Here is a 24,383-nt window from a genome sequence, read left to right on the forward strand (position 1 = left end):
AATGAGAGGCGCGCCACTATTGGGCTCGTTTATCAGTAAGGAATTTTTACTATGCGAAATAAGTCACGGTTTGATCGTCCATTTATTCATAGATTAATTTTTTTGCTGCTCTAAATAAGGAACTATCATAATGAAAAAAACACTCCTCACCCTTGCCATCAGTGGTGTTATGGCATTAAGCTGCCTTACTCGGTCGTTGCGAAAGAGAATGCGGCTAAGCCTAGCGTTGAATACAGCCAGTTTGTTACTCAACGCCAAGTTGTGGATCAACTTCTGGAAGATGCATTAACCGCATTTAAGTCTCCAGCACGAGTTTCACATGCTGGGTTTACGGCCAAAATGCCTAGCAATATGGAAATTGTTACTCAGCGCCTGCTCGAGGCTTATCAACTGGAGCCTTATCGAACCGATTTGTTAATTTCCGCTGCGAATGCACAGATCTACAACAAGAATGTTGACCAAGCGATTGAGCTGTTTAACCAAGCACTCAGTGTTGCTCCTGATGACGTTGATGTGCATACCTATTTAGCGGTGTGGCAAAAATTTAAAGGGAATGATGCGGCTTACCAGAAACACTTTAAAGCAGTGAAGTCCTTAAATGCTGGTCGAGCTGTGGATCTGCAACGTATTCTTGAAACGGTAGATCGCATTGTGGCAACACCTTTGAAAGCCGAAGCAACCCAAAAATTAGGGCAAGATGGAGCGATTGTGACATTGGGCTACGCGCTGAATCCTGATGGCTCAATGCACGAAATTTTGGTTAAGCGTTTAGAAACCACTCTTGCGATGGCAAAAGCTAACCCAGAAGCCATGATTATTTTGACCGGTGGTGTGCCGCAAAATCATAAAACCGAAGGGAAATTGATGGCGGATTGGCTGATTGAACGTGGTGTTAGCGCAACACGTATTATTGAAGAAAACTACGCTACCAGCACGGTCGATAACGCGTTATTTAGCAGTTACGCTTTGGCTCGCCATGGTATCAAGCACGCGACCATCATTAGTTCGGCAAGTCATGTTCGCCGTGGACAAACTTTATTTGAAGTGGCGAGCTGGCAAACTGGCCCGAAAGGCATCACATTCGATACGGTTTCGTATCCTGACAAGCCACTAAATGAACTTGAAAAAGCATCCAGCGGTGAGTTGTTAGGCATCTACCGTGACGCGCTGCGTACTTACGGTATGTGGAGCTACCGCTCTTACCCATTAGAATCTCGCTAGTTTTGCTAATGAGATAAATCTGAGGCCGCGCTAAGCGGCCTCTTTGTTTGTGTAGCGTTTTGTTGGTTGAATTCCAAGGGTATTTGCTTTTCAATACCGAGGTGAATTGCATAAGGAATCTTTCTCGTGGCTCGTCCTAAAATTCCGCGCCGAATTGGCTGTCATCCCCCCGCATCTTGTTTTAAACCCAATGGTGTTCCCATGAGTCAACTCGACAGTGTTGAGCTAGCACCTGATGAACTCGAAGCATTGAGATTGGTTGATCAGCTTGGGCTACAGCAGCAGCAAGCGGCTCTGCAAATGCAAGTTTCTCGGCAAACATTGGCCAATTTGGTCAAAGCCGCACGATTTAAAGTGGTGGACTGCTTACTGAATCAGAAAGCACTCCATATTCAAGCGCAGGAAAAAATTTCATCGGATTAGGCTATTAAACTAATCGAGACAAGCAACCTGCATACCCGCAAGGTGAATGGTAACTTACGTGTTACAGAACCGCTGTGACCAACCACTTTCTTCTTCTATCCATGCGTTGAGAGTGGTTCTTTTGCCAAGCTCTTATTCACCTGGCTACCCCGACTGAAACTTATCATTTCATTCGGGGATTTTTTTATGGTGAAACTTACCGTGGCGAATGAAATGATCAATTTGATGAGCCACTTTGTGGCTGTACACCAAACCTGTGTGGCTCTGGCGAAGTTGGAGATGATCGGCCATACCGGAAATTTGAGTTTCCGCTACAGTCACGGTTCCATCACACAGTCGCGATCCACCGAGTAAAATTGGCCGAAATCCTAACGGCAAGGTTCCGGCTATGCTGCCGAGTAATTGTGGAAGTTCCCACGTATCTTGGTGCAGTTCCAATCCATACAGAGGTGCGTTACCTAAAATAGCGCCAAATCCCATTTGTTGAATTTTGCCCACAATCGAAGCCCCTTTGAGTGGTGATCCCAAGGCCACGACATGAGAAATTAAACTCAGAGGAGGGCGGCGAGAGCGTAAATAGCGTTTGATCATCAAGCCACCTAAGCTATGACCAACCAATACGTTAACTTGACGGGGACTAAGCGCTTGGTCAATGGCTTGGAACACCTTCTCATCATCAATCGCTACCGTGTTGTAGCTGATGACTTGTGTTTGATATCCAAGCTTATTCAGCCGCTGGGCGAGAGGCTGCATGACTAAGCCATGCATGTATAGACCATGCAGAATAACGATCTTCATGAGTAATGACTTCCTCAACGACAAAGATGCTTATTATCTAACCATGCTTTGTAAGGAATAAAAAGGCCAGAAAAAGAAGCATAAGATTATCTGGATTTTGTTTTTCGAAAAAATAGAACAAGTTTCTAGCTGAAAATGCGTTTTAAAAGTGCTTTTTGTTGCAAACTTGTTTCATTTTTCTGCGTGATGGAAAGCAGTAAGAGAGCTGAACTTTTAAGCCATATTTTCTAAATTACAGATCGAATAAAAACGATAAAATAATAAACTTACTTACAATTAGTAAGCATATTATTTATGAGCTAATACGTTGAATGAATCTATTCAAATGTTATGATGGCTGAACAAACACAACAACAAATAGAGAATATTCGTGGACGTAAATATAAAGCCGCAAAGAATACCCCTTAATGACTTGATCGCTTTAGAACAGCTAGACAGAATTTCAACAAAATGGGTGGCACATATACTTTGGCACCTTGAATCGTATGAGCAAGTGCGTTTTGGTGAACTACAATCAGCATTAACTGGCATATCAGGTAAGATGCTGAGTCAAAGACTTAAGATGTTAGAAGAGGCCGGATGGGTTTGGCGTGAACAGAAACCAACCATACCGGTTACGGTTTACTATGGTTTGACTGAGACCGGCAAAGTGGCCGCGAGCGCATTATATAGATGGATATGCCAAATAGTCGAACATGAAAGATAATAACTTTAAGTGACTAAATAAAGCCTGCAATTTAATCTGCAGGCTTTTATTTTTCTTAAAACACATCAGTAATAGTGTCAGAGAATGATTAAAATTATGTCATGGATAAAATATCGTAAAATTGAGATAAAGATTATGGATTGATAAAATTTGATCGCCATTCAATGATTTATTATTCATCGAGAATAGAGTTTTTATTCTTGGCATAAGATCACATGAAAGGAATTGTTATACAACCGCTTTTTTATTTATAACACCAATACGCAATTCATAATCTTGGTGTATTAAATGAAACTTTCAAAGTTGATATTTTTATCTGTTCTTGTTCTATTTTGTGTTGGTGTTTTATTGCGCTATTCAACATCGCCCCAGCAACCACAGGACGATTTACCGGACGAAAAACAGGTACGAGTCACCACACCTAAACCTGCACCAAACGTCGAGCTATCGATCAATGAGCCACCTCCTGCTGCGGTAGAAAAAACGGAACATACCGAAGCCGAGGAAGCGGTCGTTGAAGATGATCGCATTACGGGCACTCAAAACATTGAGCAAGTCTGGCTGCAGATCAATCCGACTCCCGAGTTAGCGGAACTCAAACCTAAGAGCCAAGCGGTGACCGAAATCCAAGCCATAGAGTTTGAGAACATCGATCAATTCCGAGCTTTGATGGAGGGAGATACGGCAACATTTCTTCTCCCTAATGGCGAGAACATTCAAGTTTCAATCGAAGAATCACACATTCAGGATCAAGGCGTGCTGACGTGGTCTGGAAATTTTGAGACCCAAGGCGCGACTTTCCCTGCCACCTTTACCTTTGGCCAGAACTCAATCATGGGTTTTATCGGCCATCCCCAAGGCTCAATCAAAATAGAAGGAAGTGGGAGCAAGCTTGGCTTTATCGCGTCCCAGAGAGCCATGGCTTTGGGCATGATCCTCAATCACACGATCGTGCTCATTAACCTCGCGCATATTGCGCATTTACACAAAAACTAGGAGTTACTATGAAAAAGGCGTCATTGGCACTAGCCGTGAGTGTCGGGCTTTGCTCACCCGCAATTTGGGCGGCTACGACTCAAATTGATGTTCTAGGCTTATACACCCCGGATACTGCGACTGGATTCAAGCAAGAGCATATCGCGCAAATGCAACACAGCGTGAATGTGGCGAATAAAGTGCTTAAAGACAGTGGACTGGATATCAATGTAAATCTGGTGGCAACCAAAGAAGTGCAGTACGACACGCAGGAGGGATTGAAAAAATCGCAAGATGAAGTGCTGGATGCAGCTTCACCGTTTAAATCACTCGATCCTGCGTTTGCCGATGTGGAAAATTACCGCAAACAGGTTGGTGCGGATATGGTCGCGGTTTTCCGTTACCTTGATGTGAATAATTCACCTGACTACGAACGTCGGCCAAATGGTTATTCGATCAGCTGCGGCTTGGCATGGATCGTGGCTCCATCAACGTGGAATTTTCCTCAGGAAGCGAAGAAGAGAATGTACAGCCACAGCTACTTGAATGAATGTGGTGCAGAGACCTTTATTCATGAATTAGGGCACAATTTTGGTCTTAACCATGCCCATGAGCAGTACAAGAGAAACGGTTCGCTCTATCTTCCACATTTAATAAATAAAACAGAAGTGGATGCTTATGGTTACGGGGTACAAAACCAATTCGCCACTATCATGGCTTATCCGCATCTGTTTGGTGTAGGCCGTAGCTACAAGTTCTCTAGCCCAGATCTGGTGTGTGAAGGTTCGCCTTGTGGTGTGAAAGATTATGCCAATGCGGTACGTGCAATTGGCTTAACTACGCCAAAAATTTCGCAAATTTACGATAGTGTATCTGCGCCTATCGATGGCGGTGACACGGGTAGTACGGAACCAACACCGACTACTGATAAAGTCTTCACCGTTGAGGGGCCTGTGGCTCTGCCGGATAAGCAAACGCTAACTTTACCTATCAAAGTTTCTTCTCAGCAGGCGACAAGTGCTGAGGTGGACATCGATATTACGCATCAGTTCCGTGGTGACATCAGTATCATGCTGTATGCACCAGACAATGGGTATTGGATGCTGAAAAAAGCGAATAACTATGATCGTAGACAGACTTATCAGGTCAAGTTTACTTTGAATGACGTCGATCCAGTGGCGACTGAAGGTGAATGGCGATTAGTAATTCAAGACCATAAAACAGGGAAAGTAGGTACTTTGAATAGTTTCCGTCTCTCTTTCCCTTAATCTTGTGAGCTATCTAGCCACGCAAACAAGTTTGAAAATAGATCACTTCATTGCTGGCTAAACGATAGACTGTCGCAGGTTTGCCGCCTTTACCTTTGCTAGAGGCGGCAATTCTATTTGTACTGACAATCACGCCAGTATCAATCAGCCGGCGTTTCACCGTCATCCGATTCACTTCCACCCCAAATTTGGCGTAAGCGTCAATGATGTCAGCAACCAAAAATTCCTGCTCAAGTGAAAACAACACCACTGAGGTGTACTCCACCGCAGCGCGTAGCTTTTTCCAAGCGTGTTGAATTTGTGCCACATGGTCAAAAGCCAAGAGTTGCTGCCCTTGCAGTATCGTTTCAAGTGCAAACCAATCAACGCGGCTTTGATCCATACCTGCATCTTCAATTTGCTTGACGTTGGAATGGTTAAGCAAAGCATAGTGAGAAATACTGATGCTCCAACCGCTAGGATCACGCTTAGGGTTGCCGTCCACCAAAGGGTCACTGATGAAATTCGGATAGGTATGGATCTTTTGACGACAGATGCGTCGACGCGCTGAGTCAAAATCTTTATCTGCGGGCTCGCCACCTTGCGCGCTCATATCCTCATCGAAAACCCACCCTCCTGGAATTGCCCAAAGACCGTAGTCAGGACGGTTGGGATTGCTGCGTTTGACCAATAAGGTCTCAATGCCCGTAGGGGCTAGGCGCAGACAGATCATATCAATGGTGACAATCATACAACTTTCCTAAAGTGGGATGCGGCTATTCTAGGTAACTGAAAGGTAAGGGTCAAATGTAAATAACAAAATGTGATTAACTTAAATTGGTGGTGTATATAACGCGATACTGGAATGAAATAGAGTGCTGAAAGTATTGGGATTTAACATTCACCGGTGAGTCCTTCTGTTTATTGTGGGTTTGTCACAAAAGTTGACAAACGTGGGTGGCTCGATTATCGTGCCTGCAAAAGTTAGCAACAAAATGTTACTAACGTCTGAAGTGAACTGAAGGAAGGCAATCATGAACTCACGCCTGTTTTCTCCCCACATCATTCGTAGTCTGCTCGACCTCGATGCCTACAAAATCAATATGATGCAGGCGATACACCATTTCTATCCGGATGTATCGGTGCGCTATGAGTTGATTGTGCGCAGTGATGAAGATGTCAGTACATTGCTGGATGAGATTCGCCAAGAGATTGCCCATCTTGGCTCTCTGCGTTTTTCGGATGCGGATATTCACTATCTGATGCAACATGCACCACATCTGAAGCCGACCTTTTTGCAGTCTCTGCGCTATTTCCGTTTTGCTCCACAAGAGCAAGTGGAAATGGGGATCATTAAACATGCGGGCAAACAGCAGCTGCGTATTGGTATTCGCGGTAGCTGGCGCGATACCATTTTGTACGAAACCTTAGTGATGGCGATTGTTTCTGAAATTCGTAGCCGCCAGCGCTGGGCAGATGTGCCTGAAGAATTGCCGCTCAAGGTGCTAAAAACGAAGCTAAGCAAACTAAAAGCGGAGATTGCTCGTCGTGGGATCAACAATTTTTCACTGACCGAAATGGGGACGCGTCGTCGTTTCTCTAGCCAAGTGCAGCGTGATGTGTTGGCGTGTTTAAAACAAGAAATCCCTGAATGGATGCTGGGGACCAGCAACTACCATTTTGCCCGTGAATTCGATTTAAAGCCGATCGGCACCATTGCTCATGAATGGTTTATGGGGCACCAAGCTCTGGTGAATGAACGCGATTCGCAACAAGTCGCTTTGGAGCGTTGGCTCGCGGCTTTTGATGGTATGCTCGCCATTGCTCCGACAGATACCTTAACCATTGATGCCTTTTTAAATGATTTCAACCGTCATTTGGCGAACGCTTATGATGGTGTGCGGCACGATTCGGGTTGCCCGTTCCGTTGGGGTGACAAGATGATCGCTCACTATCAACAGCTTGGCATCGATCCAACCAGTAAACTGTTCATTTTCTCTGATGGTCTGAATTTTGAGCAGGCGCTGGATTTGTGCGAATATTTTGCCGGACGAGTGAAGATCTCTTTTGGTATTGGTACATTTTTAACCAATGATCTAGGGCAGTGGCGTAATTCAGCGGGTGTTGAATATCGTCCGTTATCCGTTGTGATTAAATTGGCGGAGTGCCAAGGCCGCCCTGTGGCGAAGATCAGTGACCAACCAGAGAAAGCGATGTGTGAAGACCCGATCTTCCTCGCTAATCTCAAACGTCGTTTTAATATTGAGCTTGATGTTGATGCGTTGATCCAAGAGCTTCGTCAACAAAAGCGTTCACCACGCCATTACATATCAGCGGCCTAATCGCCGCTGATTCACCAGAGGTTGCTTGCTATGCAGAATACACCGCTCAAAGTTGGCGTTATTGGTTACGGATATTCCGCCAAAACCTTTCATTTACCGTTTATTGAGGCGTTAGATTCGCTCACGCTTGGCGCCATCAGCTCTAGTCAGCAGCAAACAGTGCAAGATGATTATCCGCAGGTGTCTTATTTTGAAACAGCGCCGCAGCTGATCTGTGAAAGTGATGTGGATTTGGTGATCATTACAGCGCCCAATGATGTGCACTTTTCTCTGGCGAAACTGGCCTTGGAACAGGGCAAGCATGTGATTGTGGAAAAGCCGTTTGTGACTCGTATCGAACAAGGCAAAACGCTTATTGAGCTAGCGAAGCAGAAAGGGCTGGTGTTGAGCGTGTTTCATAATCGCCGCTGGGATGGTGATTTCCTGACTGTAAAAAAACTCATTGAGCAAGGGCAACTCGGTGAGGTGAAGTTGTTCGAATCGCATTTTGATCGTTATCGCCCTGTGGTTCGCCAGCGCTGGCGTGAACAGGCGCAGGAAGGGGGCGGCATTTTGTTTGATTTAGCGCCGCACTTACTTGATCAAGCTTTGGCTTTGTTTGGTCTTCCGCAGTCGTTATCGGCGGATTGTCGTATGATGCGGCCAGAAGCCACCACCATAGATTATTTTGATCTGCAATTGTATTACCCACAGCATGTGGTGCGCCTGCACGCGAATTTGTATAGCCCTGAGCCTAATGTGCGTTACCAAGTGCTCGGCACTCAGGGTAAATACGTGAAATATGGGTTAGATCCGCAGGAAGATCGCTTGAAAGTGGGAATGCTGCCGAATAAGCCAGAATGGGCACAAGAGTCACCGGATTTGTATGGTTCTTTGTATCAGCAAGAGAGCGAGCAACGCATAGAAACTGAGCTGGGTGGTTATCAGCACTACTTCCAACAAGTCGTTGAGGCCATTCAAAATGGGCCCCAAACCCAGTTACTGCTGAATCGGCGCTGCACTCTATCCAACTGATTGAATTGGCTTTAGAAAGCAGCGAAAAAGGGCAGCGAATAGTTATTCCCCGCCAATAGTCGATTCAATCATGTCAGCGGTACAAGCAGATCTACATCACTTGGCCGCTTGACGCATTTCTTCGTACCCGCCGCCGTTATGCACTTGGGTATAGCCTTGCTCGACCAGGTATTTTTGCGCGATGCCAGAACGGTTACCACTGCGGCAATACACCACAATCGGGCTATCTTTCTCTACGGATTGAAAAGCCGTTTCTACCTCACTTAATGGCCAATTAAGTGCATCGTCCAGATGACCTTGGGCATACTCTTCAGCTGTTCGCACATCAATTAGCAGTGCGCCATCGTTCACCATCTGCCAAGCAATCTCAGCTCGTTCAGACGCTACCGCTCCGGTACTAAACCAAGCGGTAAGCAGCGCTAGAATCGCTTTAGGCCAGTTTTTTTGCATGTTTCAAACTCCCTTTATGATATTCAATTCATAATTTGCTCTGAGATCGTCTCATCAAGCAAGTGATTTATTGTTCTTCGGCAGCCAAATTGGCGGGTGCTGCTGGTGAAATATCAAACGCCAAGGCTTGCTCTAACGGCATTGGCTTGGCGTAAAAATAGCCTTGGATCCAATAAACACCACGTTCTGCCAAGTAATCAACTTGGTTCTGGCGCTCAACCCCTTCCGCGATCACCTCAATATTGCCTTGTTTGGCTGACGCGATGATGGAATCCAACACACTGATTTTGACGTCGCTCGTCTCTATGGTGTCGACAAACATTTTGTCGATTTTGATGCTGGCGATTTGCAGATTTTGCAAGTAGGCGAACCCGCCATAGCCAGTGCCGAAATCATCGATTTTAAATTGGTAACCCTTTTTTAATAGGTAAAACACTTCTTCTTGAGCTTGAGTCATCGCTTTGATCGGAACTCGCTCAGTAAGCTCAAATTTGAGGCGTTCGCTGTAAGGCCACTGTAGTTTTTCAAGAAAACGACTGAGGTGATGTTGTTCAAGATGATCCGCCACTACGTTGATACTGACCCAACGTGATTCGGGGATATGAGTAAGATCCCGATAGACTTGCTGCATGAGCTGATGGGTGATTTTGACGACCAAACCTGAACTTTCTGCGGCGGAGATAAACAGGCCGGGAGGTACTAACTGATGGCCTTTTTGCCAACGTAACAGTACCTCATAACCCACAATTTCTTGCGTTCTTAAATCAACGATCGGTTGGTAATAAGGGATAAATTCCTCATCACGTAGCCCTTTTTCGATCAAACCTTCTATCGAATTGCGATAGTTACGTAGGATCAGATAACCGATGGACAAAACAAGCCCAAGTAGTAAAGCGATAGGGATTCCCCAAATGAAGACTTGTTGACGCGCAAAGTTGTGTAAGGTTTCTCCAGCAAGCAACGTTTGCTCACTATGAAAAGGAGCAGAACCGGTAATGCGATGAACGGATAACCGATTGGTCTGTTCTATTAAATCGGAATTGCCGCGCTGAATAGCAAGCTCACTGAGCATGGGGTCAAGAAAGCGAAACTGGAGATAAAAGCAATCTGTACAGGGTTCGCGAAGCAGCTCTTGCCCCCAGCTCCCATCGATAATCCAAAACACATGCCCTCTGGGTTCAGTGTACTGAATCAACAATTCGCTTGCTGCGTTTTGATTTTTGGGGGTGGCGGATAGGTGGAATCGGTTGGGCTGAATGGTTTCAGGCAACACAGCTTCTTCTGTCGCTATGTTTTGATCAGGCGCTTTGTTTTCATCAACGGATGAATGCTTTGGGAAGTGAACGGGATAACCTATGGTTGTACAGCCTTCACCTTGTGCGGTTTCAACGCCGATCAAGCGAACAAATCGGTTGTAATACTGAGGATCATTGATCAGACGTATATCGTCAGCGTTACAGGTAAAAGAGAGAGCCTGTACTTGCTGTGTAATCATGCTATCCAAAGCAAGGCTACGCTGCTCAAGATACAGATTGATTTGCTCGAATTTCTGATTCAGCAGATATTGAGCAACTTGTGGTACCCAAAGTTGCAAGGTTAGAAAAAAGACAGCCAACGGTGCAAAGAAAATCGCTAGCGCAATTCTTGTCGGGATTTTTGAGATCACAGCCTTTTCCTTAGCCATTATGATGATTCAGCGTGGCAGACATGACTGAACTATGTAACACAACGTAATGCAAGGCAATGCATTACGTTGTGTTGTCGGAAATAGAAGAGATTGTTGTTGATATCGCTAACCCTCACATAACACGCCACATGTTCGCAACTTCGCCAGCGTTAAAGCAGGTCAATCACTTCATTTAAGCTGCGACAAATCGGGTGCCCCAGCGCTATCACTTCTGAGCTTGGCTTGACCAAATCCGGGATCTGGAAGGCTTGCATCTTGGCCGCCATGGCCGCTTTAATGCCGTTATTCGAATCTTCAAACGCAAGGCATAGTTCAGGTTCAACCCCCAAACGTTGTGCGGCGAGCAGATAAATTTCAGGATGAGGTTTGCCTTGGGTAACTTCACAACCCGTAGTGATGATATCGAAATAGGTATCTAAACCCGCCAGTTGCAACTTGACTAAGGCGACCTCTTGTTGAGTTGAGGTCGCGACTGCCAGCGGAATGGAGCGTGCTTTTAACCATTCAAGTAAAGCAACCACTCCTTCTTTATGAGGAATGGCTTCATGCATCACAACGGCGTTATAACGTTGGCGCCACTCGTTATGTAATCTCGGTAAATCATCACCATAAGCTTGGCTTAAGATGCCATTAATGGTTTTGGCATTACAGCCAATTACAGATAAGTACACCTCTTCATAGAAAGGCACCTCACAAGCCGCGCATGCTTCTTGAAATACGCGCATACAGACTCGCTCCGTATCGAGTAGCAGACCATCCATATCAAAAATGGCAGCTTGAAATTCCATCATTCCTACCTACGTCAAAAAAATGAGCGGCTATTGTCACACACTTTACGGATGAGTGAGAACCCCAAAGTGGGTATCGCACAGGAGCATTTTAAATCAGTAAATTAGCGGGAGAGTTGCTGCAATTTCCGCTAAACTGTGTTGCAAAACAATGACAATTTTTTGCCTAACAGGTGAATGAAGTGAAATCAGCGTGGATAAGGCAGTGGTTCCCCGGACTCTACCAATTTAAAAATTATGAACGGGGATGGTTTACGGATGATGTGCGTGCCGCATTTTCTGTGGTGGCAGTAGCACTACCAGTGGCGATTGCTTATGCGCAACTGACCGGGGTTCCCGCGATTGTCGGGCTCTATTCTTGCGTTTTGCCTATGTTGGTGTACGCCGTAATGGGAACATCTCGCCAACTGATTGTGGGGCCAGATGCCGCAACTTGTGCCGTGATTGCGGCTGTGGTTACGCCACTTGCGGCGGGGGACCCCACCAAACATTGGCAACTCGTCATGACCATGACCGCAATGACAGGGTTATGGTGCTTACTCGCTAGCCGACTCAAATTGGGTATCTTTGCCGATTTTCTTTCACGTCCGATTTTACTTGGCCTTTTGAACGGTGTTGCACTGACCATCATCGTGGGCCAGTTCGCGAAAGTGTTGGGTTTGAAGTATGAAAAACGCTATTTGCTTGAGCGTATTTTGGAAGCGCCTGAGTTGTTGTATTCCCTACATTGGCAGACATTGGGACTGAGCGTACTGACTTTAGGCACGTATCTCGTTGTTAAACGTTTTCAACCAAGGTGGCCCGCGGCGATGTTTGCCATCATGGTTGCAGCACTGTTGGTATGGGGACTGAATTTAGAAAGCGTTGGAGTACAAGTAGTCGGTGTGATCCAAGGTGGATTACCTGATTTCCAAGCACCTGCTTTTGATTTAGGGATCAGCCGTGAGTTGGTTATGCCTGCGTTGAACTTGGCTATGGTTAGCTTCGTGAGCATGATGTTGACTGCACGCAGTTTTGCGGCGAAAAATGGTTACGATATTGATGCCGATAAAGAATTTCGAGCCTTGGGGGTCGCAAACGTGGCTGCGGCATTCTCGCAAGGTTTTGCTATCAGTGGCGCCGATTCGCGCACGGCGGTGAATGATGCGAATGGTGGTAAATCACAATTGGTGTCGGTAATCGCAGCTCTGCTCATCGCTTTAGTCGCGGTCTTTGTCTATCAGCCTTTGCAATTCATTCCTGTGGCAGCATTGGGAGTAGTTTTGGTGATTGCCTCTTTGTCGTTATTGGATTTTAAAGGGATCTGGAACCTAAGAAAGCGCGACAAAGATGCGTTTTATCTCGCATTGATTACCTTTATCGCTGTCTTAGTGATTGGCGTTATCCCCGGCATCACACTGGCAGTTTTGCTCGGCCTATTCCAGTTCCTCAAATTGGTCATGCGTCCTACCGATCAGATGATGGGGTTGGATGATGAAGGCACACTGCGTACTTTAGATGGTTCTGAAAAAGCGAAACCTATCCCCGGTATGGTGATTTTCCGTTTCAACTCACCGCTCACCTATTTTAATGCACCGTATTTCAAGCGGCGGATCTTAGATCAGACAGAACGTGAAGGTACCCAAGTCGGTTGTGTGATTATTGATGCAGTGTCTAGCTTCACCCACTTGGATCTTAGCGTGATGGCGATGCTGGCGGATTTGCATACCATACTTAAAAAGCGTGGGATCCGTTTAATACTGGCGGGGAGAAAACGTAGCCTGCGCCACTGGTGTGATTTAACGGGGATTAATACCTCAGAAGGTGGGATTGTGCTTCGTGCGGACATGTACTTAGCCATTAAACTCAGTGGCTGTTACTTGAGTGCGATGGAAGAAGGCCAAGTTCCTGTTGTGCAAAAAGAGCCAGACATCAGTGTATTGTTAAAACCCACAACGACGGAAGTCGCTTAACGTTTGACGAAAGGGCTCATTAATGAGCCCTTTCTGTTTACGGCTGAATTTCCCGCTTAAAAATCTGCCGCAACTTCAAAAGTCATCGGCTGCTTCGTATAAGGATGAGAGAAGCTGAGTTTCTCAGCATGCAAATGTAAACGCTGATCTTGTGTGCCATACAAATCATCGCCCACTATTGGGCAATTAAGTCCCAAATGATGAGCACAATGCACCCGAAGTTGATGAGTCCGACCCGTATGTGGGTAAAGATAAACTCTCGTGCGGCCTTGCTCAACGGCGACGGTTTCCCAATGAGTGAGGGCTGGTTTGCCTTGTTGCCAACACACCTTTTGTCTTGGTCTGTCATCCAGATCGCCACACAAAGGCAACTCTATTTCACCTTGTGCATCAGTAAGTGTACCTTCGATCATAGCGACATAACGTTTTTGCACAGCACGGGTAATAAACTGCTTTTGCAGATGTTTGTTGGCACGTCGCGTGAGTGCAAACACTAAAAGTCCCGAGGTGGACATATCCAACCGATGCAGTGCAAACACACCCTCTGCTTCACTAAATTGTGCTTGTAAGCGTGTCAGTACCGAATCATGAACATGCACGCCGGGCACAGAGAGAAACTCGGCTGGTTTATTGACCACGACGATAGCTTCATCTTGATACACGATCGATATCTCTTTGTCGGCAGCCGGGTTGTTTAGTAATGGGTTATCGTCTAGTTCCATTCCTTGCAGCATATGCGCCAGAATAGGCTGGCATTTGCTTTGGCAAGCGGGATAAAACTTCTTATGTTGCCGGATTTCTGACTTAGGTGAACGCCCCCACCAGAACTCCGCCAACGCGATAGGTTTGAGCTGATGCTGAAACGCATAGTGCAGAAGCTTAGGCGCTGCACACTCCCCAGAACCCGCAGGTGGTAGTGGATTTTTAGTCACCGAAAACAATTCGACTAAATTTTTCTCAACCCCGGCAATATTGGCAAAACGATAACCTGTAAAAAGCTTTTTCTGTAAAGCCGCAGAGCGCTGTTTACGTTCTTGCTTAAGCTGTTCAATGATTGCCAATTTCGCATTCAATAGGCTCTCTTCAGTGGCAATCCGCTGTTCCCATTCTTGCTTAATGAACTGCAACTGACGTTTCTGAAATACGCTCTCTTCGGCAAGAGTAGCGAAAAGCCCGGCTCTTTCCTGTTCGGACAGGAGCTCAGCTTGCTCTCTTTGCTGTTTTCGATTTTGGCGCTGCTCTGCCATCAGTACACGTTGTTGCTCTAATGCTTGCTCCGCCTGCGATTGATACTTGGTTATAGTGGCCGTTAGCCGAACCAATTCGGGATCTGCTTCTTGTTCACGAACTTGCTGATTAATTGAAGCAATCTCATCGCCATCGATCCTGAAAAAACTTTTATCTGCAAAACGATCAAAAACAGGGGGAACAAACCTAGGTAATTCGTTTTGTTCAGCCAGTTGGCCAGAAAAGGCGGATAGATACCCCAACTCGCCTGAAGCATGTTGCACCACCAGTACGCCAAACATTTTGCCATGTGCTTGTGGGTCAGTGTCGGTCAAACCAAAAGGATGATACCAATGGGTTTGTGTGAGCAGATGCTGTTGCAGTTCACTCGCCGCGATTTCACATAATGGGTGTGGTTGATAACAAAACGGATAAGTAAAACGTTTGGGTAATGTGATATCACGGATTGGTGATATGAAATGAGTAAAGCAGTTGGGTAGAGCAGACATAGCATTTAACAGAGTCGGTAAAGCAAGCGCGCATCTTACTCGCTCGCTTAGCTCTTGTCAGGTGATGTTTTGCTCGTTAACACTTACTGTTTGCAATGGTTGCAGAAAAATCGCGGCATTTGTAGCACAAAAACTATTTTTATTTATTCACAGATACTGGTCGGATTTTGTACTGGAAGAAACCCTTGATATATTCAATTGAATTCATTGAAATATTTTTACTATGAATAACATTAAAATCTAATTAAGAAAATAATTCTTGAAATAATAAATATACAGGCTGAATTTAATTTTATTTTCGATGAAAATTTCGAGATAGAGTTGATTGTTTAAATAAAAAATATCCAAAATCTCAAATTGGAGACATCATATCATTTCTATATTAATTCTTTTAATTATTAAAAGTAATATAAAGGGAATTGATATCGCATGATGATATTAAATTGTGTTTAATTGACATTTTCATGACATCTTTATCAGCAGGCAAAAAATTGCTCAGTGGGTATGTATTGTTAACTATCGGGCAAAAAGTTGCCTGATAGTTGCGAGTGTAGAGACAATTTGTCGAACAAAAGGTGGAATATTTTTTGCTTTAAGTCTTATAAGTTTAAGTTGAGGAAAGAATATGGGTAATGGAATCGTAGTTGGGCATATAGGAACAGATCATGATGGGTTTCCTCCTACACCTGTGACATCTGGCTCAGGTACTGTTCGTTATGATGGTATTCCGGCCGCCCGAGTTGGTGACCCTTTAGCGCCTCATGATAAACCCAAGCACCCCCCACATGGCCGAGCTATTGCTGCTGGTTCTGGGACCGTAATGATTGATGGTAAGCCCGCTGCGAGAGCGGGTGATGCAGTGGATTGTGGTGGAGTGTTACAGGGAGCGAGCAGTGTCAATATCGGGTAAAGTGCTGATTTGTGCAGCAGGTTTGCTGTCGGTTTTTAGTAGTTTTAGCAATGAAATCTCCTACGACATGCAACAGTTAACTGCTCAGCAAGCCTTTGAAAATGGACGTTTGTTGCGTGCTCAATTTAAAAACCTAACGGCTCGTCAGTACTTGAAATACGCTGCGGACCTTGGTGAGCCTAATGCCGCTTATCTGTATGCGATGGAAGTCGCTAATTACAGGACAACAATCCGTACACCACCGGAAAGCCAATACTATTTGTTACTCGCGGCACAAGGTGGGAGCCGCCAAGCTATGCGTGTGCTATACCAAGATGGTGCCTGGTTAAGAGCGGTAGAACGTGACTTATGGCAGCAGCGTTACTTTAATGCAGTCATTGAATTAGGTGCTAGCGAGCCAAGTCAGGCTGCATACGAATTGGCACTGTACTACCAAGAAAGTGATCCTAAGCTTTCTCAATTCTATCTCAATATTGCAGTTGATTTTCAGCACCCTGCGGGGTTGATGTTGTGGGCTGAACAGATCAGCCAGGGTAAAGGCAGCTACCCAATGCCGGGAAGCCGATCAACTGAAATACGTGAAACCTACCTCAAAGCGGCTGAAACGGGTTATATCCCCGCAATACGCAACTTTATTCAATTTCTTGAAAATAAAGGAAAATATAAAGATGCGTATTACTGGCGTCAACAAGCTGTGCAACATGGTGATCTGACAGCCTTAGTGGCAATGGGCAATATCTTGAGTGGAAATAGCGAACTTTATCGATTTGTTACCCCCGATCTTAAGCAAGCGAAAGCTTATTTTGGCCTGTATTTAGAGATTGCAGGCAGTGATCGCCTTGGAAATGTTTACCAAAATAGTCAGAAGCAACTGCTTGATATTTCAGTAAAATTAAATGAGCATGAAAAAGAAATAGCTTCAGAAATCGAGATGCAACTCGAAAAATATAAACCTTTTTTCAATCATGATTCTTACTGGGATAATTAACTCGAGAGCAATATTATTTAAGTATGGCTACAGAATATATTTTCTGGGAACAGATCACGCTTTGAGGTTTTTCTATATTACCTTTTTCGTCTACATGAATAGAATGCCATCTCATAATTTATAGGATATTTAATTAACGCAAACGATATTGAGATCAGATAACTGACATTTAGCAGTAAAAAACTGTTAACGACCCGTTTGTATAAGAATCCATAATTAACGAATACACCAAAAATACCCCGTGAACACATGGCTTAGTGTGGGATATTACATCTTACAGTTTCACGGCGGTTATTGACCCATTTCATATTTGAGGTGAGCAGCTTTAGCTGTCTTAAAGGATAAAGTTCAAGATTCTTGGTTGTTTGAAGCCTAATTCAGACAGCTGTTTCATTGACAACGTTTGGCATAGGTATTGGAGACGTAATATGTCTAAAGAAGGAAGTGTAGCTCCCAAAGAGCGGATTAATATTAAGTATATTCCGGTAGCGGGAGATTCACAGGCTGAGGTTGAGCTACCGCTCAAAACTCTGGTCGTAGGTGATTTCAAAGGGCATGCAGAGCAAACCCCATTGGAAGAGCGCTCGACTGTAACGGTAGATAAGAACAACTTTGAAGCAGTGATGCGTGAAAGTGAGCTAAAAATCACCGCAACTGTGAAAAACAGGTTGAGTGATGAAGAAAATGCGGAGCTTCCTGTTGAATTGAATTTCAAATCTTTAGCGGATTTCGCACCTGATGCTGTGGCATCACAGGTTCCTGAACTGAAAAAATTGATTGAGCTGCGTGAAGCGTTAGTCGCTCTGAAAGGGCCACTAGGTAACATCCCAGCATTTCGTGAGCGTTTGCAGTCTCTGCTCAACTCGGAAGAGTCGAGAGAAAAGCTGTTGGCAGAATTGAATCTGCTCAGTGAGCAAGAAGAGCCACAAGCGTAAGCAGATCTCTATATCAATTAATCACTCATTAGGAACTTAATGATGTCTAATACTGAAAAGGTCTTGGAAAGACCACAGCTTGCCCAAGGCAGCCTACTCGATGAAATCATGGCTCAAACTCGAATCGCACCAAGCGAAGAGGGTTATGACATCGCGAAGAAAGGTGTCGCCGCATTTATCGAAAATTTGATTGGTTCCCAAAATTCCGCAGAGCCAGTTAACAAATCTTTAGTTGACCAGATGCTGGTTGAACTAGACAAAAAAATCAGTGCCCAAATGGATGAAATTCTTCACCATTCGCAGTTCCAACAAATGGAGTCGTCATGGCGCAGTCTGAAACTGTTTGTGGATCGCACTGATTTTCGTGAAAACAACAAAGTCGAAATCCTTCATGTTACCAAAGACGAGCTATTGGAAGATTTCGAGTTTGCACCAGAAACTGCACAATCCGGCCTTTACAAACATGTATATTCAGCTGGTTACGGCCAATTTGGTGGGGAACCTGTAGGTGCCATTATTGGTAACTATGCCTTTACACCTTCCAATGCGGATATGAAGTTACTTCAGTACATGGGCGCGTTAGGCGCAATGGCTCATGCACCATTCATTTCTGGTGTGGGGCCTGAGTTTTTTGGTATTGACTCTTTTGAAGAGCTACCAAATATTAAAGATCTCAAAGCGACCTTTGAAAGCCCTAAATACACCAAATGGCGTGCTCTACGTGAGTCAGAAGATGCACGTTATATCGGTTTAACCGCACCTCGCTTCTTGTTGCGAGTGCCTTATGACCCAATCGAAAATCCGGTTCGTTCATTTAACTATGCAGAAAACGTTAGTGCGTCACATGAACACTACCTGTGGGGGAATACCGCGTTTGCTTTCGCCACACGTCTGACGGACAGCTTTGCTAAATATCGTTGGTGTCCAAATATCATCGGGCCACAAAGCGGTGGTGCAGTCGATGATCTGCCTGTGCATGTATTTGAGTCCATGGGCGCATTACAAAGTAAGATCCCAACAGAAGTTCTCATCACCGATCGTAAAGAGTTTGAATTAGCTGAAGAAGGCTTTATTGCACTGACCATGCGTAAAGGCACTGATAATGCAGCATTTTTCTCTGCCAACTCGATTCAAAAGCCGAAAGTATTCCCTAATACCAAAGAAGGCAAAGAAGCGGAAACCAACTTCAAGTTAGGTACTCAACTTCCGTACATGATGATCATCAACCGCTTGGCGCATTACGTAAAAGTACTGCAACGCGAACAGATTGGTGCCTGGAAAGAGCGTCAAGATCTCGAGCGTGAATTGAACTCATGGATCAAACAATACGTTGCCGATCAGGAAAACCCACCAGCGGATGTTCGTAGTCGCCGTCCTTTACGCGCTGCACGCATTGAAGTTATGGATGTCGAAGGCAACCCAGGTTGGTATCAAGTGTCGCTCGCCGTTCGCCCTCACTTTAAGTATATGGGTGCTAACTTTGAGCTGTCCTTGGTCGGACGTCTTGATCAAGCCTGATTATGACGTACATCGCACCTGAAGAGAGTGCATTTGGTGTTGGCTTTTTCGAACGTTTGGAAGCCAACGCCAGACCAATGTCTCTGACCCGTGGGCCAGATGCGTGGGATGTACTCGAGTCGATCAAACGGAATGTCTCCAACATTCTGAACACTCGGATTGGTGGTGCACAAAGTGCTCCTCATCTCGGGTTGATAGATTTTAACGATGCAACTTTGGAAACCTTAGATCTGTCTGTGCGTATTAAGCTCGCGATTCAAAACTGCCTTGAACGTTATGAGCCGCGTTTGACCCGTGTTCTCGTACGCGCTGAGCAAGATAGCTTTAATCCGCTCACTTTAAGGTTTCATATTACAGCGACAATCAATAGCGAAGCGTTGCACGATAAGGTTCAGTTCAGTCTGTTGTTGGATCAAAACAGAAAATATCGAGTGTTTTAACTTCTATGACGCAAGACAAGTATTTCAGGGAAGAACTCGCTTTCTTAAAAGAGCAAGGGAAAGAATTTACGGAAATTCACCCTCAGCTTTCGCGTTTTCTTCACGGCCGTACGACTGATCCTGACGTTGAGCGTCTATTGGAAGGTTTTGCATTTTTGACCGCGCGTTTGCGTGAAAAGGTGGAGGATGAGTTCCCTGAACTCACTCACTCCATTATTAACATGTTGTGGCCTAATTATTTACGCCCGATCCCTAGCATGAGTGTGATTGCTTTTGAGCCTGATAAGAGCGTCAGTGAAAAGCAAGTGATTCAGCGTAATACTCAGCTTGATAGTAAACCAGTCTTCGGCACTTCATGCCATTTCAATACTTGTCGTGATGTAGTTTTGTACCCTATGCAGTGCCAAGGCGTACACGCAGAACATACCCGTGAAGCGACAACGATCAAAATATCTCTCGCTATGCTAGGCGATATGACGGTCGGGGATGCCAAGTTGGATACTTTGCGTTTTTATTTGGGTGGCGATAAATACAGTTCGCAAACCCTTTATCTATGGCTGCATCACTACTTACAGAAAATGACGATTGAAGTGCAAGGAGTTGAATTCTCCTTGCCAGCTGATGCATTTTCTACCGTTGGTTTTGATAGTGAGCAATCTTTACTGCCTTATCCTAAAAACGTTTATGATGGCTATCGGATTTTACAAGAGTACTTGTCGTTTCCGGAAGCATTTCACTTCTTTGATGTGAAGGGATTGGCTAAAGCACTGCCGAAATCGGTTAGTGGCGAACTTACGCTACATATCCATTTTTCAAAAACACTTCCCGCCGATACTCGAGTACGACAGGATAACTTTCAGCTTTACTGCACTCCCGTGATCAATTTGTTTGAACACGATGCAGATCCGATCGATTTGACTGGACGCCGAGCTGAATATCGCATCGTACCTTCGAGTCGTTACCCAGCACACTATGAGATTTTCAGTGTGGATCAGGTTGTCGGTTGGCAAGATACTCAATCTGAAGGGAAACGGATTCGTGGTGAAAAACGTGTTTATTCTTCTTTTGAAAGTTTTCAACACGAAGTCGAACGAGTTCGGCATCGTCAGGCTCTTTACTATCGCACTCGAGTGAAAGAGAGCATTCGCGGGGATGGTTTTGATTCCTTTATCTCTTTTGTTCGCGGTGATGAAACACTTTCTATAGGTGTTGATGAAGCCGTTTCTCTCAAACTGACATGTACTAACCGTTTGCTGCCACTGGAGCTAGGCATTGGCGATATCTGTGTGCCGACAGACACGTCGCCACCGTTTGCCACCTTTAAAAACATCACTGTGCCATCGCAATCTTTACGCCCAGTGCTTGATGGCAGTCTGTTATGGACGCTTATTTCTAATCTGTCACTGAACTATCTTTCATTACTGTCAAAAGATGCACTGAGTTGTGTTCTACGTGCCTACGATTTTCGCGCCTTAGTCGATCGACAGGCTGAGCGCGTTGCTCGTATGCGACTGGATGGCATAGTCAAAATCGAGTCTAAGCCAGTAGATAAAATCCTCCGCGGATTACCAGTGCGTGGCTTGCAATCAACTTTGTACATCGATCAGGCCGGCTTTGGGTCAGAAGGTGATCTGTTCCTTTTTGGCACAGTGCTTAGTCATTTCTTTGCTCTTTACGCCAGCATTAACTCATTCCACGAATTGGTCGTGGTGAACATTAGCAATCAAGAGAAGTACTCATGGGGAACACAGAACGGAATGCAGCCGTTGATCTGATGCCAGCAGATCCAGTGCAAGCCACCCCGTTGAGCTTGCCCGGTAATGTAAGGGAATACAACTTCTATCAACTGGTTGAGTTGTTGCAAAAAATGGCAGATTTAAACCCGGAGTCTGAGGAATGGGAGCGCGAATGTCGTTTGGTGTTTAGTGCTAACCCAAGCTTAGGTTTTTCTCCATGTGATGTTATGACGTTGGAAGCGCGTGAAGATGAACGCTGGGTGCTATTGACGAATTTTTTTGGTTTGTCAGGTGCTCAATCTCCTCTGCCAGGATTCATTGTCGAACAGTTGGTCACAGAGGAACCGGGCGGTTTCAAACAGCCATTTATGGATTTCTTCAATAACCGATTGATCAATCTGGTGTATCGCGTATGGCGCAAATATCGCTATTACGTACGTTTTCAGCCAGGTGCGCAGGATGCTTTCTCCGCGCAGTTGTTTGCTTTGGTTGGGCTGGGTGATCCCGATTTACGCGGTGAAACACCGATTAACTGGTGCAAGATGCTGGCCTACTCAGGCACTTTGGCGGGACGTAGCCGTTCACCGCAGGTGGTGGCCGGAATTATAGCGCACTGTTTTGATTTGCCGGATGTATCGATCCGTCAGTGGGTGAGAAGACGTGTATCCATTGACCGATCTCAGCAGTTGTCGCTTGGTCAGCAAAATGCCCGTCTTGGCGTAGACACGGTTATCGGTCAATCCGTAGTCGACTGTACTGGTAAATTTATCATCTGTATCAATAAGTTATCCCGTGGCCGATTTGCAGATTTCCTTCCATCAGGAAAAGAACACCAGCCGCTGTGCAAACTGGTGGAGTTTATTTTACGTGAGCAAATGGCGTACGACCTTGAACTGACTATGGATGAACAAGAGTCGCCAGAGTTTTGTCTGGACTCAAAACAAAATATCGCGCTGGGCTGGACCTCATTTTTGGGTAAAGACGACGCTAATAAACACGTTTTAATTCAAGTAAGGCAATAACCATGAACACTGTGACTTTACCTACATTGACCTTATTAGTGACCAATGCTCAGCACTTGGAATCAGGTTTGTCCGCACAGCACACTTGGACATCTGCAGGCGGTGTGATTGGTGCATCACCCGCAGCTCAGTGGCGTTTAGTCGATGCGCAAGGCCGAGTTAAACCTGTGCATTGTGAAGTCGTGATGGTGGATGGAGCCTACTGTTTGAAAGATAACTGTGGCAGCACTTATATCAACGGTGCCGATATGCCATTGGGGCTTGGTCAAATGGCACGATTGAGCCACAAAGATGAAATTATCGTTGGGCCATATCGCCTACGTGTCTTGTTTGGCAATGCGCTCGAGGTGGAAGAACAATATGGCTCACTTGATGCACTTTTCTCTTCTCAGCAAGAAGACTTACTTGCTGATGTCGATTTAGAGATAGAGCCGGAAGTTGCAGATCTGCAGCCTAATACCGATCCATTACAAGCATTGGATACGCTGATGAGCGAGCAAAGCAGTGCCGCATCGCTGATTGATGAGCCGCAAATTACGTCGCAAGAACCGACCCAACCCAGTTTAGTACCACAAGACAATTTAGTACTGAAAAGTAACGATTTTACTCCACAGGCGGACAGTGAATATGAGATGACCTCATCAATCCGCTTAAAGAAAATTCTTGGTTTTGCTAAAGCCTCCTTCTCAAAGCAGGCAAAACAGGAAACACCAAACGTGACTCCTGGCGAAACTACACCGATTTCTCAATATAAAACGAGCGAAAACAACGTATCAGAGGGCTTCACTATGGATGAAAAAGTACTGGATTTGTTAGAAGAGGAAGTCGCGAAAAGTTTCCAGCCGCAGATGGAAAAAAGCGCGTATTCCAATCTACACGCTACCCCGAATAGTCACTCAAACCATTTAGTGACGGGTCCAATTTTGGATGGGCTGGGTGTCGATCTGAGCGATGAAGATGATATGGCACGCATGCATCTATTATCGCAAGAGTTAGGCGAATCGTTACAAGCCTGTGTTCGAGGCTTACTTGATTTACACCAGCAGGTGAGTGAAAGCCGCTTTGGTACTTTGAACCGTAATCTACAACCGATTGAAGACAACCCACTCCGTTTAGGCCTCTCTTATGAAGAGACGATCCGCACTCTGTACGATGCGGAAAAGAGTGTTGTGCACCTTTCTGCTCCTGCTGCGATTGCAGAAAGCCTGAAAACTGTGCGTGACCACAATGAAGCGATGCAGTTCGCTACTTCAGAAGCACTGAGTCAAATCCTTAATGCGTTCTCACCACAAGTGATGTTGCGCCGCTTCCATCACTACAAACGCAATTCTGATACTACGCAAACCTCTACTGACGCGTGGGCGTGGAATATGTATTGCAGCTACTACCAAGAACTGACCTCTAACCGCCAGCGCGGGTTTGAGAAGTTGTTCTGGGAGATCTTTGAACAGGCCTATGATCGCAAAATCCGCGAGAAGCAACTGGAGCTATAACC

Annotated in this window: 19 protein-coding genes and 3 pseudogenes; 16 read left to right on the forward strand and 6 right to left on the reverse strand. The window is 45.3% G+C overall.

Annotated features, from left to right (window positions below):
• Positions 1 to 130: 130 nt before the first annotated feature.
• Positions 131 to 1,221: pseudogene (locus D908_RS0119230) on the forward strand (ElyC/SanA/YdcF family protein).
• A 126-nt stretch (positions 1,222 to 1,347) separates the two neighbouring features.
• Positions 1,348 to 1,644, forward strand: a complete 297-nt coding sequence (locus tag D908_RS11575; RefSeq protein WP_005520522.1) for a DUF134 domain-containing protein — start codon at positions 1,348 to 1,350, stop codon at positions 1,642 to 1,644.
• 168 nt (positions 1,645 to 1,812) lie between these two features.
• On the opposite strand, the gene D908_RS11570 is transcribed toward D908_RS11575, so the two are convergent.
• Positions 1,813 to 2,442, reverse strand: a complete 630-nt coding sequence (locus tag D908_RS11570; protein ID WP_000706549.1) for an esterase/lipase family protein — start codon at positions 2,440 to 2,442, stop codon at positions 1,813 to 1,815.
• Positions 2,443 to 2,812: 370 nt separating this feature from the next.
• Here D908_RS11570 and D908_RS22515 point away from each other — a divergent pair, with 370 nt between their 5' ends.
• The 3 genes and pseudogenes from D908_RS22515 (at position 2,813) to D908_RS11560 (ending at position 5,391) form a co-directional block, all read left to right on the forward strand.
• Positions 2,813 to 3,148 (forward strand): winged helix-turn-helix transcriptional regulator, encoded by a 336-nt coding sequence (locus D908_RS22515; protein WP_000382992.1) that lies wholly within the window; start codon positions 2,813 to 2,815, stop codon positions 3,146 to 3,148.
• Between the two features lie 288 nt (positions 3,149 to 3,436).
• Positions 3,437 to 4,110 (forward strand): annotated as a pseudogene (locus D908_RS11565) (hypothetical protein).
• 42 nt (positions 4,111 to 4,152) lie between these two features.
• Positions 4,153 to 5,391 (forward strand): zinc-dependent metalloprotease family protein, encoded by a 1,239-nt coding sequence (locus D908_RS11560; protein ID WP_005524011.1) that lies wholly within the window; start codon positions 4,153 to 4,155, stop codon positions 5,389 to 5,391.
• A 13-nt stretch (positions 5,392 to 5,404) separates the two neighbouring features.
• Here D908_RS11560 and D908_RS11555 read toward each other — a convergent pair whose 3' ends face one another.
• Positions 5,405 to 6,121, reverse strand: a complete 717-nt coding sequence (locus D908_RS11555; protein WP_000637380.1) for an NUDIX hydrolase — start codon at positions 6,119 to 6,121, stop codon at positions 5,405 to 5,407.
• Positions 6,122 to 6,404: 283 nt separating this feature from the next.
• On the opposite strand from D908_RS11555, the gene pncB reads away from it, so the two are divergent.
• Complete coding sequence (gene pncB, locus D908_RS11550; RefSeq protein WP_001088540.1) at positions 6,405 to 7,712, forward strand: nicotinate phosphoribosyltransferase; 1,308 nt, start codon at positions 6,405 to 6,407, stop codon at positions 7,710 to 7,712.
• Between the two features lie 30 nt (positions 7,713 to 7,742).
• Positions 7,743 to 8,785, forward strand: a pseudogene (locus tag D908_RS11545) (oxidoreductase).
• 37 nt (positions 8,786 to 8,822) lie between these two features.
• On the opposite strand, the gene D908_RS11540 reads toward D908_RS11545, so the two are convergent.
• The 3 genes from D908_RS11540 to D908_RS11530 all read right to left on the reverse strand — a co-directional run bounded on the left by D908_RS11540 (position 8,823) and on the right by D908_RS11530 (position 11,651).
• On the reverse strand, positions 8,823 to 9,176 hold the full coding sequence (locus D908_RS11540) for a rhodanese-like domain-containing protein (RefSeq protein WP_001171565.1): 354 nt from the start codon (positions 9,174 to 9,176) through the stop codon (positions 8,823 to 8,825).
• A gap of 67 nt (positions 9,177 to 9,243) precedes the next feature.
• Positions 9,244 to 10,860 (reverse strand): EAL domain-containing protein, encoded by a 1,617-nt coding sequence (locus D908_RS11535; protein WP_005524016.1) that lies wholly within the window; start codon positions 10,858 to 10,860, stop codon positions 9,244 to 9,246.
• A 152-nt stretch (positions 10,861 to 11,012) separates the two neighbouring features.
• Complete coding sequence (locus D908_RS11530; RefSeq protein ID WP_000395666.1) at positions 11,013 to 11,651, reverse strand: HAD family hydrolase; 639 nt, start codon at positions 11,649 to 11,651, stop codon at positions 11,013 to 11,015.
• 173 nt (positions 11,652 to 11,824) lie between these two features.
• Between D908_RS11530 and D908_RS11525 the strand changes: the two genes are divergently transcribed.
• A complete protein-coding gene (locus tag D908_RS11525) occupies positions 11,825 to 13,603 on the forward strand; it encodes a SulP family inorganic anion transporter (protein ID WP_005517762.1) in 1,779 nt (592 codons plus the stop codon).
• A 56-nt stretch (positions 13,604 to 13,659) separates the two neighbouring features.
• On the opposite strand, the gene D908_RS11520 is transcribed toward D908_RS11525, so the two are convergent.
• Positions 13,660 to 15,339, reverse strand: coding sequence for an RluA family pseudouridine synthase (locus D908_RS11520; protein ID WP_005524019.1), 1,680 nt, complete (start codon positions 15,337 to 15,339; stop codon positions 13,660 to 13,662).
• A gap of 625 nt (positions 15,340 to 15,964) precedes the next feature.
• Between D908_RS11520 and D908_RS11515 the strand changes: the two genes are divergently transcribed.
• The 8 genes from D908_RS11515 (at position 15,965) to tagH (ending at position 24,381) form a co-directional block, all read left to right on the forward strand.
• Positions 15,965 to 16,249, forward strand: a complete 285-nt coding sequence (locus D908_RS11515; protein WP_000526401.1) for a type VI secretion system PAAR protein — start codon at positions 15,965 to 15,967, stop codon at positions 16,247 to 16,249.
• 67 nt (positions 16,250 to 16,316) lie between these two features.
• Positions 16,317 to 17,237, forward strand: coding sequence for an SEL1-like repeat protein (locus D908_RS11510; RefSeq protein ID WP_032467586.1), 921 nt, complete (start codon positions 16,317 to 16,319; stop codon positions 17,235 to 17,237).
• A gap of 428 nt (positions 17,238 to 17,665) precedes the next feature.
• On the forward strand, positions 17,666 to 18,172 hold the full coding sequence (gene tssB, locus D908_RS11505) for a type VI secretion system contractile sheath small subunit (RefSeq protein WP_000031395.1): 507 nt from the start codon (positions 17,666 to 17,668) through the stop codon (positions 18,170 to 18,172).
• Positions 18,173 to 18,214: 42 nt separating this feature from the next.
• Entirely contained in the window at positions 18,215 to 19,690 is a 1,476-nt protein-coding gene (gene tssC / locus D908_RS11500) for a type VI secretion system contractile sheath large subunit (RefSeq protein ID WP_000072257.1), read from the forward strand.
• A 2-nt stretch (positions 19,691 to 19,692) separates the two neighbouring features.
• Positions 19,693 to 20,130 carry a type VI secretion system baseplate subunit TssE gene (gene tssE, locus D908_RS11495; RefSeq protein WP_000221002.1) on the forward strand — a complete coding sequence of 146 codons (438 nt, stop codon included), beginning with the start codon at positions 19,693 to 19,695 and terminating at the stop codon, positions 20,128 to 20,130.
• Between the two features lie 5 nt (positions 20,131 to 20,135).
• Complete coding sequence (gene tssF, locus D908_RS11490) at positions 20,136 to 21,905, forward strand: type VI secretion system baseplate subunit TssF (protein WP_005524039.1); 1,770 nt, start codon at positions 20,136 to 20,138, stop codon at positions 21,903 to 21,905.
• On the forward strand, positions 21,869 to 22,888 hold the full coding sequence (tssG, locus tag D908_RS11485; RefSeq protein WP_032467574.1) for a type VI secretion system baseplate subunit TssG: 1,020 nt from the start codon (positions 21,869 to 21,871) through the stop codon (positions 22,886 to 22,888). The genes tssF and tssG overlap by 37 nt, the downstream gene beginning before the upstream one ends.
• 2 nt (positions 22,889 to 22,890) lie before the next feature.
• On the forward strand, positions 22,891 to 24,381 hold the full coding sequence (tagH, locus tag D908_RS11480; protein ID WP_005524041.1) for a type VI secretion system-associated FHA domain protein TagH: 1,491 nt from the start codon (positions 22,891 to 22,893) through the stop codon (positions 24,379 to 24,381).
• The last annotated feature ends 2 nt before the right edge of the window (positions 24,382 to 24,383 follow it).

The sequence above is a fragment of the Vibrio mimicus CAIM 602 genome, from assembly GCF_000338875.1.
GTDB classification, from domain to species: Bacteria; Pseudomonadota; Gammaproteobacteria; order Enterobacterales; family Vibrionaceae; genus Vibrio; species Vibrio mimicus.

What these genes read in the sequence shown, in the direction of transcription:
- tssC (WP_000072257.1), top strand. Translation starts at nt 18,215, where the DNA reads ATGTCTAATACTGAAAAGGTCTTGGAAAGACCACAGCTTGCCCAAGGC.
- D908_RS11530 (WP_000395666.1), bottom strand. Translation starts at nt 11,651, where the DNA reads ATGGAATTTCAAGCTGCCATTTTTGATATGGATGGTCTGCTACTCGAT.
- D908_RS11570 (WP_000706549.1), bottom strand. Translation starts at nt 2,442, where the DNA reads ATGAAGATCGTTATTCTGCATGGTCTATACATGCATGGCTTAGTCATG.
- tagH (WP_005524041.1), top strand. Translation starts at nt 22,891, where the DNA reads ATGAACACTGTGACTTTACCTACATTGACCTTATTAGTGACCAATGCT.
- pncB (WP_001088540.1), top strand. Translation starts at nt 6,405, where the DNA reads ATGAACTCACGCCTGTTTTCTCCCCACATCATTCGTAGTCTGCTCGAC.
- D908_RS11540 (WP_001171565.1), bottom strand. Translation starts at nt 9,176, where the DNA reads ATGCAAAAAAACTGGCCTAAAGCGATTCTAGCGCTGCTTACCGCTTGG.
- tssB (WP_000031395.1), top strand. Translation starts at nt 17,666, where the DNA reads ATGTCTAAAGAAGGAAGTGTAGCTCCCAAAGAGCGGATTAATATTAAG.
- D908_RS11555 (WP_000637380.1), bottom strand. Translation starts at nt 6,121, where the DNA reads ATGATTGTCACCATTGATATGATCTGTCTGCGCCTAGCCCCTACGGGC.
- D908_RS11515 (WP_000526401.1), top strand. Translation starts at nt 15,965, where the DNA reads ATGGGTAATGGAATCGTAGTTGGGCATATAGGAACAGATCATGATGGG.
- tssG (WP_032467574.1), top strand. Translation starts at nt 21,869, where the DNA reads ATGGGGAACACAGAACGGAATGCAGCCGTTGATCTGATGCCAGCAGAT.
- D908_RS11510 (WP_032467586.1), top strand. Translation starts at nt 16,317, where the DNA reads ATGCAACAGTTAACTGCTCAGCAAGCCTTTGAAAATGGACGTTTGTTG.
- D908_RS11520 (WP_005524019.1), bottom strand. Translation starts at nt 15,339, where the DNA reads ATGTCTGCTCTACCCAACTGCTTTACTCATTTCATATCACCAATCCGT.
- D908_RS11535 (WP_005524016.1), bottom strand. Translation starts at nt 10,860, where the DNA reads ATGGCTAAGGAAAAGGCTGTGATCTCAAAAATCCCGACAAGAATTGCG.
- tssE (WP_000221002.1), top strand. Translation starts at nt 19,693, where the DNA reads ATGACGTACATCGCACCTGAAGAGAGTGCATTTGGTGTTGGCTTTTTC.
- D908_RS11560 (WP_005524011.1), top strand. Translation starts at nt 4,153, where the DNA reads ATGAAAAAGGCGTCATTGGCACTAGCCGTGAGTGTCGGGCTTTGCTCA.
- tssF (WP_005524039.1), top strand. Translation starts at nt 20,136, where the DNA reads ATGACGCAAGACAAGTATTTCAGGGAAGAACTCGCTTTCTTAAAAGAG.